Genomic DNA, 16,011 nt, shown 5'->3' with positions numbered 1-16,011 from the left:
GGTCCTGGACGCCCCGCAGCTAGACGTGGAGAGCGCCGCACTGCTCGTGGAGTCCCTGCCCGACGGCTGCCGTCTGGTCCTGAGCGGCGACCCCGAGGTGCTCGGGGCGCCCGGCGCGGGCCGGGTCGGCGTCGGGCGCGGTGTCGTCGAGCCAGCCGGCCCGTACCGCCTCCGCGGTCTCCTGTTCGACCTCGGCGAGCCGCTGGCGCAGGTGTCCGGCCTCGCTGCGGGCCCGCTGGGCCTCGGTCGCGGCGGCGGTGGCGTCCCGGTGGGCGGTCTCCCCGGCTTCCTGGAGGGCGGTGGAGCGCTCCTCCTCCTCGGCCGCGTGCCGTTCGCCTTCCTCTGCGGCGGTGGCCAGGGCCCGTACGAGGTCGGCGGCGGCCTCGGCGCGGGCGGCGAGGGCCGGGGCGGCGTCCCGCTCGGCTTCGCGGATGGCGGCGGCCACGCGCGCGGAGCGGTCGCCCGCCGCGCGGTGGCGGAGCACGACCTCGGCGGCCTGCCAGGCGGAGTGCGCGGTGCGGGCGTCGGTGAGTTCGCGGCGCTGGGAGGCGGCGCCCTTCTCGGCGACGGCGAGGGCCAGGGAGGCGTGCCGGTAGGCGAGTTCGGCGGCGATGAGGGCGCCTCGGCCGCGTGCGGTCTCGGCTTCGGCGACGGCGTGGGCGGCGGAGGTGACCTGCTGGGCGAGTTCGGTGCCCCGGCCGCGCTCCTCGGCGGCGCGCGCGGAGAGGCGGCGGGCCAGGGTGCGGGTGCGGCGCTCGGCGGCGGTGTGGATCTCACGTGCCTGGGAGCGGGTGGCGGCGGCCTCGACGATCCTGCCGAGGAGGTCGACGGAGCCCGCGGTGAAGTCGCGCTCGGCGGTCAGTTCGGCGCGGCGGCCGAGTTTGTTGCCGAAGCCGCTGACGAGGTCGGCGAGGCCGTCGGTGTCCCGGGTGTCGGTGACGGCCCGCAGGAGCAGGTCGGTGAAGTCGGAGTCCTTCTTGACCGCGAAGAGACCGGCGGCCTCGCCCTCGTCGGCGTTCATCTCGCGCTGGTAGCGGAAGAGTTCGGGGTCGAGGCCCAGTTCGCCGAGGTGTTCGTTCCAGCGGTCGTGGATCTCCTCCCAGTACACCTCCAGGTGCGGGTACGCCTTGCCCGCCTCCGTGATCGCGTCGCGGAAGCCCTTCATGGTGCGGCGGCGGCCGGTGGCGCCCGAGGCGCCCTCGGCGGGCGGGCGGACGGAGGTCGCCTCGGCGACGGGGAGGTTGTCCAGGCTCAGCCCGGGGCCGGGGCGGAAGGAGTACCAGGCCTCGGCGAACTTGCGCGGGTCGGAGGAGACCTGCCGGCCCCGCCACTCGCTGGCCTTGCCGACCACGACGAGTTCGCCGGTGAGGGTGTGCTGCCACTCCAGGGCGACGTGTCCGCAGTCGTCGGCGAGGAGGAACTTGCGCAGCACGCCGGAGCTGGCACCGCCGAGGGTGTTGCGGTGGCCCGGGAGCATCACGGAGAAGATCAGCTTCAGGAGGACGGACTTGCCGCCGCCGTTCTCCAGGAAGAGCACGCCGGCGGGGGCGGGGCGGCGCGGCGGGCCGACCGGCTCCTCTTCGAAGAACTCCGCCTGGGTGGGGGCGGGGTGGGGCACGGGCGCGCCGACCCCGCGCAGGTCCAGGACGGTGTCGGCGTAGCGCGCACCGGCGGGACCGATGGAGTAGAGGCGGACCCGGGACAGCTCGTACATGCGGCGGACTCTCGTCGTCTCGTTCGGGTGGTGCGCGGTGTTACGCGTGGAAGGGCAGGCCGGCGTCGGCGGCCAGCTCCAGATCGTCGCCCTCGGGCGGCGGCAGGAGGGTCGCGGAGCCGTCGCTGACGGGGACGACACCGAGTTCGAGGAGCTCGGCCATGGCGGCGGAACCGGCCATGTCGCGGACCTGGAGCTGGTAGCGGGCGGTGGTGCGGTAGGACCCGCCGCCCTCGTCGCCGGTGCGCTGGAGGAAGCCGGAGTCGGTGAGGAAGGCGGCTGCCTTGCCGACGATGCCGGTGGTCGAACCGGCGAGGCGGCGGGCGTCCTTGGTGGCGCCGGTCGCGCTGCGGCGCGCGTAGATCCGCCAGGCGGCCTCCAGACCGGGGGCGTCGGAGGCGGGGTCGGTGTTCTCGCCCTGCTCCTCGGCGCGCTGTTCGAGCCGCAGACAGGCCTGGCGTACGAACGCGTCGACGCCGTTGACCGTGAGCCGCCCGATGTACGCGTCGTCCGCGAGGTCCTCGGGGCGGGGGAAGGCCATGGCGGCGACGGCGAGGTGGGCAAGGCCGTGCAGGAAGCGGTCGGCGGAGTCCGTGGAGGCGCGGCGGGCGTAGTCGCCCATGCGGACGGCGAAGACGGAGTCCTCGCCCGCCGTGACGGCCATCCCCGCGCGCGGGGAGACCTCCAGGACGATCAGGCCGAGGCCGGTGGCGACGGCGTCGGCGAGGCGCGCGAAGGCGGGATCCTCGCGGTAGCGGCGGAGCAGTTCGCCGTACTCGGCGTCCCGGGCGGGCAGCAGCTTCGGCTGGAGCCCGAAGGAGACGAGCCGGGCCGCGTCGGCGGCGTCGGCGGGGGTGACGGCGGCGGTGCCCGAGGAGCCGGCCGGGGGCTGCGGGGGCTCCTGCTCGCTCCACGCGTCGGCGTGCTCGGCGTGGGTTTCGCTCACGGCTGGGGCTCCTCGGTACGGCTCTCGGTCGGTGGGGTGGGGGCGGCCGGTGTGACGGGGTGGGACGCTGCGGCCTCTGTGGCGGGTGTGTCCGCCGTGCTGGGTGTGGCGGGGGTGGCCGGTGTGGTGGGTGAGGCCGGTGTCGTGGGGGTGGCCGGTGTGGGGCGGGGGACGGGCATCGGTACCGGGGCGACGGCCGCCGGGGTGGCGGGGCGCGCCTCGGGCACGGCGGGTCCGTCGGCGAGGCGGACGGCGCGCACGGTGGGCGGGTCCTGCCGCCGTCCGCTCCCCGCGCGCGGCGCGGGCACGGCGACGACTCCGAACCGGGGCCTGACCCGTTTTCCTCCGGGCGGGCCGGACGCGGCGGCCGCGCGCGCACCGGGCGGATCGACGAGGACGGGGGTGAGCCGGGGACCGATGGGCTGGTCACGCGGGGGCGGCGGCGCCTCGTGAGGCGAGGGGGGCACGGGGGGCTCGTGAGGCACAAGGGCCTTGTGTGGCCCCGGTGCCGCGTGTGGCCTGGGTGTCCCGTGTGGCCCAGGTGCGGTTGCCGGTGCCGGTTCGGCAGTCGGTGCCGGTTCGGCAGTCGGTGCCGGTTCGGCGGTCGGTGCGGGCATCGCGTCGGATTCCGGTACGGGCACGGGCACGGGTACGGACACCGCGTCGGTGTCGGGCGTGGACCCGGGCGTCACGTCGGCATCGGGCGCGGACCCGGCGGGCGTCCGCAGTGAGGGCACGGAGGTCACGTCGCCTCCGTGCGGTCGGCGGCCATGCCCACCGCGTCGAGCAGGGCCGTACCGACGATGAGGTCGGCGCCGCCGAACTCGGGGTCGTCCAGCGGGGTGCCGTCGTCGACGGCGAAGAGGAGGCGCTCCTCGCCCTGCCGGTAGGCGGTGCCGACCGGGGGGCTCGCCGCGTGGACGGCGAGGAGGGCGACGAGGTACGGCAGGTCGGCGTCGATGCCCCTGGCCTCGGCGAGCAGTCCGGAGAGTCGGCGCGGGGCCTCGTGTTCCAGGTCGAGCAGGCGCAGGGCGTTCGCGAGCTGCTCTTCGCTGAAACGGGAGTCGTCGGGGGTGGCGATGAGGTCGGGCTCGGGCATCTCCGCGCCGAGGTGCTCGCGCTCGACGGGCGGGGTGAGGAGCAGGTCGACGAGGTCGCCGAGGCGGACGGAGGCCGGGGTGCGCAGTCCGGTGCCCCGGGCGAAGAAGGCGTCGGTGACCCGGGCCGCCTGCTCGACGGGGAGCGGCAGGGTCGGCGCGACGAGCTGCCCGTACAGGTCGAGTCCGGTGTACGAGGTGGGGGCGGCGAACGCCTGCCGGTCCTGCTCGGCGCGGAAGAGCGGTCCGGCGTCGAGCAGCCGCGACTGGAGCTGGGTGTGGCGCCGGATGCAGTCCTTGACGATGTCGACGAGTTCGGCGGCGCGCCGCTTGTGCTCGGCGCTCCTGGCGTCGGCGACGGTGTCGGCCTCGATCTCGTCGCGGACCCTGCGGATGTTGGTGAGGATCGCGTTCTCGTGCCGGTAGCGGTCGGCGACGTGGTCGAGGGCTTCGGCGATCATGTCGGGCACCGTGTGGAGCCAGTCCACCGCGCGTACGTTGCGCCGGGTGGCCTCCAGGGTCTTGCGGAGGGTCTCGGCGTACTGCACGGTCCGGTAGCGGGCCTGCTCGGCGGCGAGCTGGGCGTCGGCGAGGCGGCCCCGGTTGACCAGGACCTCCAGCTTGACCTCGGCGGCGATCTGGGCGCTGGTGACATCGGTGTCGAGGGCGCCGACGAGCACGTTGACCGCTTCGTCGGTGGTGCGGAGGCAGACCCCGCCGCCGTACCCCGGGACCTCTTCGACGAGCTTGAAGTCGTAGTCCCTGCGGACGTACACCCCGTCGGTGCCGAAGGTGCCGTAGACGGCGCGGAAGCCCCGGTCGACGCTGCCGACGTTGATCAGGTTCTCCAGGACCCAGCGGGCCACCCGCTCGTGTTCGGCGGCGGGCCGCTCGGGTGCCTGGGCGGCGACGCGGGGCAGCAGGCGGGCGATGATCTGCTCGTGGTCGGCGCCCGTGTCGAAGTCCATGTTCAGCGTGATGAGGTCGATCGCGGAGAGGGCGACCTCGGCCATCGCGTAGACCGTGTACTCGCCGGCCAGGTTCGCCTTGCGGGCGTCGAGGTCGTGCAGCGGGGCTGTGCACGCGAGCGCGCGGAGGCGCCGCGCGAGCCCTTCGTCGGCGGCCGGACCCTGCGCGGGCCGCGGCGCCGCGCTGAGCTGGGGCGGAGCGGGGTCCGTCGAGGCAGGCGAAGTCACGGTGCACAGATTAGGTCCTCGCACTGACAACGGTCGAAACGGGCGGGGACGCGCTCGGCGGCGGCTGGTCAGCCCGCGTGGTTCCCGGGGGCGGCGGCGGCCCGTGCGTAGGCGTCCGTGACGGCGGCGCGGGAGTCGTCGAGGTAGCGGGCGAGGAGCCGCTCGGCCGTGGTCCGCTCCCCGGCGCGCAGGGCGTCCAGGATCTCCCGGTTGCGGGCCAGGTAGGGCTCGTGGAGCGGGCGCGGGTCGCCGACGACGTGGAAGGCGAGGCGGAGTTCGGCGAGGACGCCCCGCATCAGCTCGTCGGTGCGGGCGCTGCCCGCGAGGGCGACGAGTTCGCGGTGGAAGTGGATGTTGGCGGTGGAGACGTCCTGCCACGCGCCCGCGTGGGCTGCGGTCTCGCCCGCAGCGACGGCGGCGCCGAGGGCGGCGAGCGGGTACGGGGGCTGTCCGAGACCGCGGACGACGGCGCATTCGACGAGGCGGCGGGTGCGGTAGATGTCGTCGACGTCCTCGACGGCGAGGACCCGGACGAAGACCCCGCGGTTCAGTTCGTGGACGAGGAGCCGTTCGCGGGTGAGGAGCCGGAAGGCCTCGCGCAGGGTGTTGCGGGAGACGCCGAGGGCGCCGCCGATGCCGTCCTCGGAGAGCCGGGTACCGGGCGGGAACCGGCCTTCGGCGACCCTGGTGCGGAGGATGTCCGCGACCCGCTCCGCCGTGCTGGTCCGGCCGAGCAGGACCCGGTCGTCGGCCAGGTCCCGGACTTCGCTCACTGCCACGGCGCGCTCCTTCTCGTACGTCGTCGACCACGGCGGCGCGTCGGCCGGGGCCTCGCACGGAGCCAGCGACCCGTCCGCCCGTGCCCTGGTCCGTTCCCTGCGCCATGCCCTGGTCCGTGCCCCGGCGAGTCAACCGTACGGTCCGGTTCCGGACAACAGGCATCTTGTCGGATCGTTCAACAATCCCCTACGTTGACGGCACCGTACGGTCCCCCGTGCCCTCCCGGCACGCTCGTCCTCCCCTTGCGAGGTGCAGATGCGCACGCCCCCGAGCCCGCGACCGGACGGAGGGGCCGAGGAGTCCGGAGAGCCCGGAGAGGCGCCCTCGATCGACCTCAACGCCGATCTCGGCGAGGGCTTCGGGCGCTGGACGCTCACCGACGACGAACAGCTTCTCTCCGTGGTGACCAGTGCCAATGTGGCCTGTGGCTTCCACGCGGGGGACGCGGCCACCATGCGGCGGGTGTGCGAACTGGCGGCCGCGCGCGGGGTGCGGATCGGGGCCCAGGTCTCCTACCGCGACCTGGCCGGTTTCGGGCGGCGCTCGATGGAGGTGCCGGCGGCGGAGCTGACGGCCGAGGTGGCGTACCAGATCGGCGCCCTGGAGGTGTTCGCGCGTGCGGCGGGCGCGCGGGTGGCGTACGTGAAGCCGCACGGCGCGCTGTACAACCGCGTGGTCGGGGACGAGGAGCAGGCGGCGGCGGTCGTGGCGGGGGTCCTGCTCGCGGACCGGACGCTGCCGGTCCTGGGGCTGCCGGGGTCGCGACTGCACGAGGCGGCGTCGGCGTCGGGCCTGCCGGTGGTGGCCGAGGCGTTCGGGGACCGGGCGTACCGGGCGGACGGCTCCCTGCTGCCGCGCGGACAGGCGGGTGCGGTCGTCAGCGATCCCGGTGCGGTCGTGGAGCGGTCCCTGACGCTGGCCAGGGCCGGGGTGGTCACCGCGCACTGCGGGAGCGTCGTCCCCGTACGGGCCCGCTCGCTGTGCCTGCACGGCGACACCCCGGGCGCGGTGGACCTGGCCCGGCGAGTGCGGGAGCGTCTGGAGGCCGCCGGGATACGGGTGGAGGCCTTCGCGTGACGGGCCCCGGTACGCGCGCGTTGCGCGTGGGCGACCGGGCGCTCCTGGTGGAGCTGCGCGACGGGGCGGAGACGGAGGCGTTCCACGCCGAGCTGCTGCGGCGGCGGGCTGCCGGGACCCTGCCCGCCGTACGGGAGATCGTTCCGGCGGCTCGGACGGTCCTGCTCGACGGGGTGGCGGATCCGGAGCGTCTGGCGGCCGAGCTGCGTGGCTGGGTGCCGGGGCCGGTCCCCGCGCGCGTGGGCGGGGCACTGGTGATCCCGGTCCGGTACGACGGCCCGGACCTGGTGGAGGTCGCGGCGCTCTGGGGGATGTCCGTCGAGGCGGCGGTGCGGGTGCACACGGCGGCCGAGTTCCGGGTCGCCTTCTGTGGTTTCGCCCCGGGCTTCGGCTATCTGACGGGGCTCGGGGAGCGGTACGCGGTGCCGCGCCGGGCGACCCCGCGCACGGCCGTGCCGGCGGGGTCGGTGGCACTCGCGGGGGCGTACACGGGCGTCTACCCGCGCTCCTCCCCCGGTGGCTGGCAGCTGATCGGCACGACGGACACCGTCCTGTGGGACGCCGGAAGGGAACCGGCCGCGCTGCTCGCCCCCGGGGTCCGCGTCCGCTTCACGGACGCGGGGCTTCCGGGACGGGACCGGTATTCCGGGGCGGCGGGGCCGTCGGGGGACGGCGCCGACGCGGAGGGCGGCCGATGAGCGACCGGTCCGTCGCCGTCGTACGGGCGGGGGCGCTGACCACCGTCCAGGATCTGGGCCGCACCGGGTACGCGCACGTGGGGGTGGGCCGTTCGGGCGCCCTGGACCCGGCGTCCGCGCGGCTCGTCAACCGGCTCGTCGGCAATCCGGAGACGGCCGCCGTCCTGGAGACCACCGTGGACGGCTGCGCCCTGCGGCCGCGCCGCGCGGTGACCGTGGCGGTGGGCGGCGCACCCTGTCCCGTACGGGTGGACGGGCGTCCGGCGGCCTGGGGAACCGCGCTGAGGGTGGCCGCCGGGTCCGTCCTGGAGGTCGGCCGGGCCGTGCGCGGGCTGCGGTCGTACGTGGCGTTCGGCGGCGGGATCGACGTGGAGCCGGTGCTCGGCAGCCGCTCCACGGACCTGCTGTCCGGTCTGGGTCCGGCGCCGCTGACGGCGGACACGGTGCTGCCGCTGGGCCCTGTGGAGGGCGTACGGGGCATGGTGGACGCTCCCCCGTGGCCTGGTCCGCCGGAGGTGCTGGTCCTGAGGGTGCGGTTCGGGCCCCGGGACGACTGGTTCACGGGCGCGGCGCTGCGGACCCTGTCCACGCGCGCGTACCGGGTGTCCCCGGCGGGCGACCGGGTGGGGCTGCGCCTCGAAGGACCGGCTCTGGAGCGGGCGGTACCGGGCGAACTGCCCAGTGAGGGCATGGTCCTGGGGGCGGTACAGGTGCCGCCGGACGGGCGCCCCGTGGTGTTTCTCGCGGACCATCCGACGACCGGGGGCTATCCCGTGATCGGCGTGGTCCGGGAGGCCGATCTGGGGGCGGCCGCACAGGCGGTGCCGGGGACGGCGGTGCGGTTCATTCCGGTGCGCTGACGGGACGGGAGGGCGGTTCGTCGGGCGCGGTGTCCGAAGCGGTGCAGGACGGGGTGCAGGACGGGCTGTCGGGCCGGTCTTCTGGTGGGCTGTCGGGGTGGACGTCGGGCGGGGTGTCGGGCGGGGGTCCGTAGCCTCCGCCGCCGGGGGTGCGCAGGACGAGGACGTCGTCCGGTCCGACCTCCGTGGTCGCGTGGCCGTCGAGGTGCTCCACGGTGCCGTCGGCGCGTTCCACCAGGTTCTCGCCGAGAGCGCCGGGTTCGCCGCCCGCCATGCCATACGGGGGGATCCTGCGGTGTCCGGTGAGCAGGGCCACCGTCATGGGTTCCAGGAAGCGGAGGCGGCGCTCGACCCCGTGTCCGCCGTGCCTGCGGCCGTGGCCGCCGCCGTCCTCGCGTACCGCGAAGGAGTCGACGCGCACCGGGTGGCGCCATTCCAGGATCTCGGGGTCCGTGAGCCGGGAGTTGGTCATGTGGGTCTGGACGGCGTCGGCGCCGTCGAAGCCGTCGCCCGCGCCCGATCCGCTCGCGACCGTCTCGTAGTACTGCACGCGCGCGTTGCCGAAGGTGACGTTGTTCATGGTGCCGGAGCCCTCCGCCTGGACGCCGAGGGCCGCGTAGAGGGCGCCGGTGACGGCCTGGGAGGTCTCGACGTTCCCGGCGACGGTCGCGGCGGGGAAGACGGGGGCGAGCATGGAGCCGGGCGGGACCCGGATCTCCAGGGGTTCCAGGCAGCCGCTGTTGAGGGGGATGTCCTCGTCGACGAGGGTGCGGAAGACGTACAGGACGGCGGCGGTGACGACGGCCGTGGGCGCGTTGGCGTTGCCGGGGAGCTGGGGGGAGGTGCCGGTGAAGTCGAGGACGGCGGAGCGCCGTTCGCGGTCGACGCGGACGGTGACGTGGATGACCGCGCCCTCGTCGGTCTCGTAGCGGCAGGAGCCGTCGTGGAGGCGGGCGACGAGCCGGCGGACGGACTCCTCGGCGTTGGCGCGGACGTGCCGCATATAGGCCTGGACGACGTCCAGGCCGAACTCGTCGACGGTCCTGCGCAGTTCCTCGACGCCCTTCTCGTTGGCGGCGATCTGGGCGCGCAGGTCGGCGATGTTGGTGTCCGGGTCGCGGGAGGGGTGGGGGGCGCCGGTGAGCAGGGCGCGCGTCTCGGCCTCGCGCAGCCGTCCGTCGCGGACGAGCAGCCAGTTGTCGAAGAGGACGCCTTCCTCGTCGACGGTCCGGCTGAAGGCGGGCATCGAGCCGGGGGTGATGCCGCCGATCTCGGCGTGGTGTCCGCGTGAGGCAACGACGAAACGGAGCGGGGGGCGGGTGCCTGGCGGGTCTCCCGTGGTGTCGAAGACCGGGGTCACGACGGTGACGTCGGGCAGGTGGGTGCCACCGTGGTACGGGTCGTTGACCGCGTAGACGTCGCCGGGGCGCAGGTCGTCGCCGCGTCGGCGCAGGACCTCCTTGATGGACTCGCCCATGGAGCCGAGGTGGACGGGGATGTGGGGCGCGTTGGCGATGAGGTTCCCCTCGGCGTCGAAGAGCGCGCAGGAGAAGTCGAGTCGTTCCTTGATGTTGACGGACTGGGCGGTGTTCTCCAGTCGCACGCCCATCTGCTCGGCGATGGCGGTGAAGAGGTTGTTGAAGACCTCCAGGAGGACGGGGTCCACGTCGGTACCGGCCGCCACGCGCGCGGGGCGGGGGGCGACGCGGCGCAGGAGGAGGTGCCCCGTGTCGGTGACGGTGGCCCGCCAGCCGCTGTCGACGACGGTGGTGGCGTCGGCCTCGGCGAGGATCGCGGGCCCGTCCACGGTGTCGCCGGGGCGCAGCTCCTCGCGCCGGTGGAGGGGGGTCTCGCGGAGTTCTCCCCCGCTGTACACACGGACGGTGGTGTGGGGGGCGGGCGGCCCGGTGCGGTCCGGGTCGGCGGTCGGGCCGGTGTGGACGGGGCCGTGGGGTCCGGCGCGGCCGACGGCTTCCACGGTGACGGCTTCGACGACGAGCGGCCGGTCCAGGGTGAAGGCGTACCGCACACGGTGTACGGCTGTGAACTCGCTTTTCAGCTCTTCCGGGGATGCGAGGTCGACGGGGAGGCTCGCGTCCGTTCCCGCGTACCGCAGGAGTACGCGCGCGTGGGTGCTGATCGCCTCGTCCGGAATGCCGTCGGCGCGCAGCTCCGCGCGGGTCCGGTCGGCGAGTTCACGGCAGAGGTCCGTCATCCGCTCGGGGGTGCCGGGCGCGTCCAGCTCGGCCTCGACGGACTGTTCCCGCAGGGCGGTGGCGTCGGCGAGCCCGATGCCGTACGCGGAGAGGACCCCGGCCAGCGGAGGGACGAGGACGGTGTCGACGCCCAGCGCGTCGGCGACGGCGCAGGCGTGCTGGCCTCCGGCGCCGCCGAAGCTGGTGAGGGCGTACCGGGTGACGTCGTGGCCGCGCTGGACGGAGATCTTCTTGACGGCGTTGGCCATGGCGAGGACGGCGATCTCCAGGAACCCGGCGGCGACCTCCTCGGGGGTGCGGTCCCCGCCCGTCTCCTCGGCCAGGGCCGTGAACCGCTCCCGTACGACGTCGGCGTCCAGGGGCCGGTCGCCCGTCTCGCCGAACACGGCGGGGAAGTGGGCGGGCTGGACGCGGCCGAGCATGACGTTGGCGTCGGTGATGGTGAGCGGTCCGCCCCTGCGGTAGCAGGCGGGTCCGGGGACGGCACCGGCCGAATCGGGGCCCACGCGGTAGCGGCGTCCGTCAAAGTGCAGGACGGAGCCGCCGCCCGCCGCGACGGTGTGGATGCTCATCATCGGCGCCCTCATCCGGACTCCCGCGACCTGTGTACCGAGTTCACGCTCAAAGGTGCCCGCGTAGTGCGACACGTCGGTGGAGGTGCCGCCCATGTCGAAGCCGATGACCCGGTCGTGTCCCGCCTTTTCCGAGGTACGGGCCATGCCGACGACACCACCGGCGGGTCCGGACAGGACGGCGTCCTTGCCCCGGAAGTGGGCGGCCTCGCGCAGCCCCCCGTTGGACTGCATGAACATCAGCCGGACCCCGGCGAGTTCACGGGCGACCTCGTCGACGTACCGGCGCAGGATCGGGGAGAGGTAGGCATCGACGACGGTGGTGTCGCCGCGCGGGATCAGTTTGATGAGTGGACTGACCTCGTGCGAACAGCTGACCTGGGTGAATCCGGCGGCAGTGGCGAGTTCCGCCGTCCTGGCCTCGTGCTCCGGGTAGCGGTAGCCGTGCAGGAGGACGACGGCGGCGGAGCGGAGCCCGTCGCGGCGGGCGGCGGCGAGCGCCTCGGTGACGGCGGTCTCGTCGAGGGGCCGGACGACTCGGCCGTGCGCGTCGACCCGTTCGGGGGCCTCGATCACGCGCGCGTAGACCTCCTCGGGCAGCACGATGTGCCGGTCGAAGAGGCGGGGCCGGTTCTGGTAGGCGATGCGCAGGGCGTCGCGGAAGCCCTCGGTGACGAGCAGCAGGGTGGGTTCGCCGCGCCGTTCGAGAAGCGCGTTGGTGGCGACGGTGGTGCCCATCTTGACGACCGCGATCCGGTCGGCGGGGACGGGGTCGTCAGGGCCGAGGCCGAGGAGGAGGCGGATTCCGGCGACGGCGGCGTCCGCGCGGCGGGCGGGATCGTGGGAGAGCAGCTTGCGGGTGACGAGCCGCCCGTCGGGCCGCCGTCCCACGATGTCGGTGAAGGTGCCGCCCCGGTCGATCCAGAACTCCCAGCGCCCGTTCATTCCTCCATTGTGGCCGCGAGGGCGGCGGCGAGGGCGGCTTCGGCGCGCGCGTCGAGCGGCCCGGATCCGGTGCCGCCCGCCTGGTGGCGCAGTTCGGCGGCGGCGAGCAGTAGCAGCTGCGGGAGGAGGTCGGTGCTGCGGCGCAGGAGCCAGCCGGTGCCGGCGGTGGCGAGCCAGAGCAGGTTCTCGGCGCGGCTCGGGGGCGGCTTGAGGGGTTCTCGCGCGGGGGGTGTGCCGTGGGCCAGCCCCCGGTCGGCGAGGAGCCGGTGGAAGCCCTCGGCGACGGCCCGGTGGCCCCGCTCCCCCGGATGGAGCCGGTCGGCGCTCCACAGCGCCCGGTCCCGGGTCCACGTGTCGTCGGCGAGGTGCAGATGGACGGCTCCGTACCGGGCGGTGAGGGCGTGGACGACGGCGTTGACGGAGCCCTGGCGGCGGGCGAGCGGACGGGCCAGCGGCGGCGGCAGGCCGAGCATCCGGCCGGGATCGGGCAGGCAGGCGGTCAGGAGGACGGCTCCGGCGGCGGCGAGGTCGGCGCAGACCCGGCTCAGATGGATAGCGACGGTCTCTATGTCGAAGCCCTGCCGGAGGGTGTCGTTGACGCCGACGACGACGGACGCGAGGTGCGGCCGGAAGGCGAGGGCACGGGGAGCCTGGAGCGCGGCCACGTCGCCGCTGAGGGCCCCGCTGACGGCGAGGTTGAGAAAGGCCGTCCCGTGCCCTTCGATGGCGGGCTCGCCGGAGGCTGCGCCAAGAGCCCCCGTGGTCAGCCCTTCGGGCCCTGCGGAGGAAGTGTCGGGAACCCCGGCGGCGAGCACCCCGGAGCACCCCTTGGAGGGCCCTGCGGGACGCCGATCGGCGAGCCGGTCGGGAGACCCTGTGGGAGACGGGCCGCCGAGCCCCTTGCAAGGCCCGCCGGAGGCCCCTAGAGACCCCCGGTCGGCAGGCCCTGCGGAGACCCCGCCGGATGGGCCACCGGACAGGCCGTCGGAGCGGACGCCGGACAGACCACAGGACAAGCCCTCGGAACGGGCGCCGGACAGATCACAGGACAGGCCTTCCGCGAGCAGCGGAGCCCACCCCCGCCACGCCCCGTCGACCCGGTCCCCCACGCCCTCGCTGAACGAGTCCCCGAGCACGACGAACCGGACGGGACCCGAGGGCCGGGGGCGCGGGCAGGACGAGGAGGAAGCGGAGGAAGCGGGCGTGACCGCCGGAGGTGCCGGGTCGCGGGTCATCGGCGTGCTCCCCCGGAACGGTGGGGCTCCGGTGCGGGGAGGGCGTCGTGGGCGCGGAGGAAGGCGGTGACGGCCCTGTCCCCAGGTGAAGACCTCCGCACGCGCGCGTGCGGCGGCCCTTCGGGTGCTCTCCCGGGTCGTGAGCATCCCCCGTACGGCGGCGGCGAAGGCGGCGGGCGTGTCCTGCGCGGCGGCGCCCGCCGTGCCGATGACCTCGGGCAGCGCCGAGGAGGCGCTGACGACGACCGGCGTCCCGCAGGCGAGGGCTTCGAGGGCCGACAGGCCGAACGTCTCGACGGGTCCCGGGGCCAGACACACGTCCGCCGCCGCCTGGAGGTCCGCCAGGGCCTCCCTGTCCGCGACATGCCCCAGGAAGCGCACGGGGAGGCGCTGTTCCCCGGCCCGCCGTTCCAGGGCGCCCCGCAGCGGTCCGTCGCCCGCGACCACCAGCGCCGCCGCGACACCCGTCTCCCGCAGCTCGGCGAGGGCGTCCAGGGCGATGCCGGGGCGCTTCTCGACGGAGAGCCGCGAGCAGAGCAGGAGCAGGACCCGTTCCCCGTCCGCGTGCCGGGCCCGCAGGACGGTGCTGCGGCGGCCGGGACGGCAGCGGATCAGGTCGACGCCGAGCGGAGCGCGTACGACATTGCGCGCGCCGATCCGTGTGAACTCGCGCTCCGCCCATTCCGTGGTGCAGACGATCCGGGCGAACGCCCAGGCCGTGCGGCGGTTGAGCCGGTCGGCGGCGTGGGCCGCGAGGGCCGGTGGGACGCCCCAGGTCCGGAGCACTCCGTCGGCCGTCTCGTGGGAGACCATCACCGAGGGCACGCGCGCGCGTCGGGCCCACTCCCCCGTCCACCGCAGGGTCGTACGGTCCGAGACCTCGATCCGGTCGGGCGCGAGGTCGTCGAGGAGGCGGCGCACCCGGCGCCGGTCGGCGAGGACCCGGTAGCCGCCGGTGCCGGGGAGCACCGGTCCCGGCAGGGTGACGACCCGGCCCTGTTCGGTGCGGACGTCACTGGCGACGTCGCCGGGGACGACGAGGACGGGTTCGTGACCGGCCGCCAGATAGCCCCGGCCGAGCTGGTCGAGGGCGGTGCGCAGACCGCCGGAGGTGGGCGTCACGAAGTTGGCGAGCCGTACGATCCGGAGCCCGCCGGGACGGGAGGCGGAACCGTGACCCGCACGGCCACCGGCCTGTCCCGCGCCGCCCTCCGTACCGCCGTCACCGGCGTCGGTGCCGTCCTCGGCCGTACCGCCACCACCGAGGGCACCCACGCGCCCGGGGCCGCCCCCGCGAGTGCCGACCGGTCCGCGTCCGTCGACCCCACGCGTACCGCCCGTTCGCGAACCGTCACCCCCGCGCGTACGCGTCGGCCCCAGCCCGTCGCCCCCGTGTGAACCGGTCACGCCGCCACCGCCGTCCGTTGGCGCAGGACCTCCCGGTAGTGGCCGATCAGTTCGTCGCCGAGCGCTTCCCAGGTGCGGCCCTCCACGGCGGCGCGTCCCGCCGTGCCGTAGGCCCTGCGCAGGGCGGGCGCTGCCGCGAGCGCGGCGACGGCCCTCCGCAGCCCGTCCGGGTCCTCCGGGGGCACGAGGAGGCCGGTGCGCCCGTGGTCGACCAGGTCCAGGGGTCCCCCGGCAGCCGGGGCGATCACCGGGACACCGCTCGCCATGGCTTCCTGGACGGTCTGGCAGAAGGTCTCGAACGGGCCCGTGTGGGCGAAGACGTCGAGCGAGGCGAAGATCCGGGCGAGATCGCCGCCGGTGCGGCGGCCCAGGAACCTGGCGTCCGGGAGCGCGGTGCGCAGGGCGGGCTCGCTGGGCCCGTCGCCGACGACTACGAGGCGGACGCCGGGGAGTTCCGCCGCCGCGAGCAGGTCGACCCGCTTTTCCGGCGCGAGCCGTCCCACGTATCCGACGAGGAGTTCGCCGTCGGGGGCGAGTTCACGGCGCAGGAGGTCGTCGCGCAGCCCGGGGTGGAAGCGGACCGTGTCGACTCCACGCCCCCACAGCCGGACGCGGCCGATGCCGTGCCGCGCCAGGTCGCGGGCTGCGGCGGAGGAAGGGGCGAGGGTGCGGTCGGCGGCACCGTGGACGGCGCGGAGGCGGCGCCAGGCCGCGTTCTCGCCGGTTCCCACGTAGGTGCGGGCATAGCCGGCGAGGTCGGTCTGGTAGACGGCGACGGCGGGGATGCCGAGCCGGGCGGCGGCCGTCATTCCGCGTACGCCGAGGACGAAGGGGCCCGCGAGGTGGACGAGGTCGGCGCGGTGGGCGGCGATGGCGGCGGCGACCCGGCGGCTGGGCAGGGCGACGCGGACCTGCGGGTAGCCGGGCAGCGGGAGGGAGGGCACCCGGACGACGGGGCAGGGGGCGTCGGAGTCGGCCGCCGGGTCGGCTACGGCGGGGGCGATGACGAGCGGGGCGTGGCCCCGCCGGACGAGGTGGCGCGCGGTCTGAAGGGCACAGTGCGCCACACCGTTGACGTCGGGCGGGAAGGACTCGGTGACGATGACGACACGCATACGGGTGTTGTCGTCGCGTTCGGCGTGTCCCCGACAACGTCGATCTGGACGGGGAGGGAACGTCCCATGAGCGTTTCGGGCACGGCGGCCGGGGACGGAGCGGCCGAAACGGAACGACTGGGCGCGGTAAGGAGCCCCCGACAGGCCCGCCGC

The 16,011-nt window shown here is 75.2% G+C and carries 11 protein-coding genes and 2 pseudogenes; 4 read left to right on the top strand and 9 right to left on the bottom strand.

Annotated features, from left to right (window positions below; translation table 11 throughout):
- Positions 1–76: 76 nt before the first annotated feature.
- The 5 genes and pseudogenes from BU197_RS24565 to BU197_RS24545 form a co-directional block, all read right to left on the bottom strand.
- Positions 77–1,714 (bottom strand): annotated as a pseudogene (locus BU197_RS24565) (hypothetical protein); the annotation flags it as partial.
- A gap of 40 nt (positions 1,715–1,754) precedes the next feature.
- Complete coding sequence (locus tag BU197_RS24560; RefSeq protein ID WP_188270486.1) at positions 1,755–2,660, bottom strand: hypothetical protein; 906 nt, start codon at positions 2,658–2,660, stop codon at positions 1,755–1,757.
- Complete coding sequence (locus BU197_RS24555) at positions 2,657–3,127, bottom strand: hypothetical protein (RefSeq protein WP_188270485.1); 471 nt, start codon at positions 3,125–3,127, stop codon at positions 2,657–2,659. Before BU197_RS24555 ends, BU197_RS24560 begins: the two co-directional genes overlap by 4 nt.
- Positions 3,128–3,402: 275 nt before the next feature.
- Entirely contained in the window at positions 3,403–4,953 is a 1,551-nt protein-coding gene (locus BU197_RS24550) for a hypothetical protein (RefSeq protein WP_188270484.1), read from the bottom strand.
- Between the two features lie 68 nt (positions 4,954–5,021).
- Positions 5,022–5,732, bottom strand: a complete 711-nt coding sequence (locus BU197_RS24545) for a GntR family transcriptional regulator (RefSeq protein WP_411158532.1) — start codon at positions 5,730–5,732, stop codon at positions 5,022–5,024.
- A gap of 256 nt (positions 5,733–5,988) precedes the next feature.
- On the opposite strand from BU197_RS24545, the gene BU197_RS24540 reads away from it, so the two are divergent.
- The 3 genes from BU197_RS24540 to BU197_RS24530 are packed head-to-tail and all read left to right on the top strand — an operon-like array spanning position 5,989 to position 8,368.
- Positions 5,989–6,810, top strand: a complete 822-nt coding sequence (locus tag BU197_RS24540; protein WP_223184123.1) for a LamB/YcsF family protein — start codon at positions 5,989–5,991, stop codon at positions 6,808–6,810.
- Positions 6,807–7,508: a 5-oxoprolinase subunit B family protein gene (locus BU197_RS24535; RefSeq protein WP_188270483.1), complete on the top strand. Its 702-nt coding sequence runs from the start codon at positions 6,807–6,809 to the stop codon at positions 7,506–7,508. Before BU197_RS24540 ends, BU197_RS24535 begins: the two co-directional genes overlap by 4 nt.
- Positions 7,505–8,368, top strand: a complete 864-nt coding sequence (locus BU197_RS24530; protein WP_188270482.1) for a biotin-dependent carboxyltransferase family protein — start codon at positions 7,505–7,507, stop codon at positions 8,366–8,368. Before BU197_RS24535 ends, BU197_RS24530 begins: the two co-directional genes overlap by 4 nt.
- Here the strand turns inward: BU197_RS24530 and BU197_RS24525 are convergent.
- The 3 genes and pseudogenes from BU197_RS24525 to BU197_RS24515 form a co-directional block, all read right to left on the bottom strand.
- Positions 8,352–12,101, bottom strand: coding sequence for a hydantoinase B/oxoprolinase family protein (locus BU197_RS24525; RefSeq protein ID WP_223184122.1), 3,750 nt, complete (start codon positions 12,099–12,101; stop codon positions 8,352–8,354). The genes BU197_RS24530 and BU197_RS24525 overlap by 17 nt on opposite strands.
- The gene (locus BU197_RS31370) at positions 12,098–13,336 is read right to left on the bottom strand and encodes an SGNH/GDSL hydrolase family protein (RefSeq protein ID WP_317453408.1); all 1,239 of its coding nucleotides are present in this window, start codon (positions 13,334–13,336) and stop codon (positions 12,098–12,100) included. Before BU197_RS31370 ends, BU197_RS24525 begins: the two co-directional genes overlap by 4 nt.
- Positions 13,333–14,611, bottom strand: a pseudogene (locus BU197_RS24515) (glycosyltransferase). Before BU197_RS24515 ends, BU197_RS31370 begins: the two are co-directional and overlap by 4 nt.
- Between BU197_RS24515 and BU197_RS24510 the strand changes: the two are divergent.
- A complete protein-coding gene (locus BU197_RS24510; protein ID WP_188270493.1) occupies positions 14,510–14,734 on the top strand; it encodes a hypothetical protein in 225 nt (74 codons plus the stop codon). The pseudogene BU197_RS24515 and the gene BU197_RS24510 overlap by 102 nt on opposite strands.
- A 5-nt stretch (positions 14,735–14,739) precedes the next feature.
- Here BU197_RS24510 and BU197_RS24505 read toward each other — a convergent pair whose 3' ends face one another.
- Complete coding sequence (locus BU197_RS24505) at positions 14,740–15,858, bottom strand: glycosyltransferase family 4 protein (protein WP_188270481.1); 1,119 nt, start codon at positions 15,856–15,858, stop codon at positions 14,740–14,742.
- Between the last annotated feature and the right edge of the window lie 153 nt (positions 15,859–16,011).

It is taken from the genome of Streptomyces sp. CBMA291 (assembly GCF_014596525.1).
In the GTDB taxonomy this organism is placed as follows: domain Bacteria; phylum Actinomycetota; class Actinomycetes; order Streptomycetales; family Streptomycetaceae; genus Streptomyces.
Note: the sequence above shows the minus strand (reverse complement) of the source record. Positions and strands in the feature narration are given on the sequence as shown.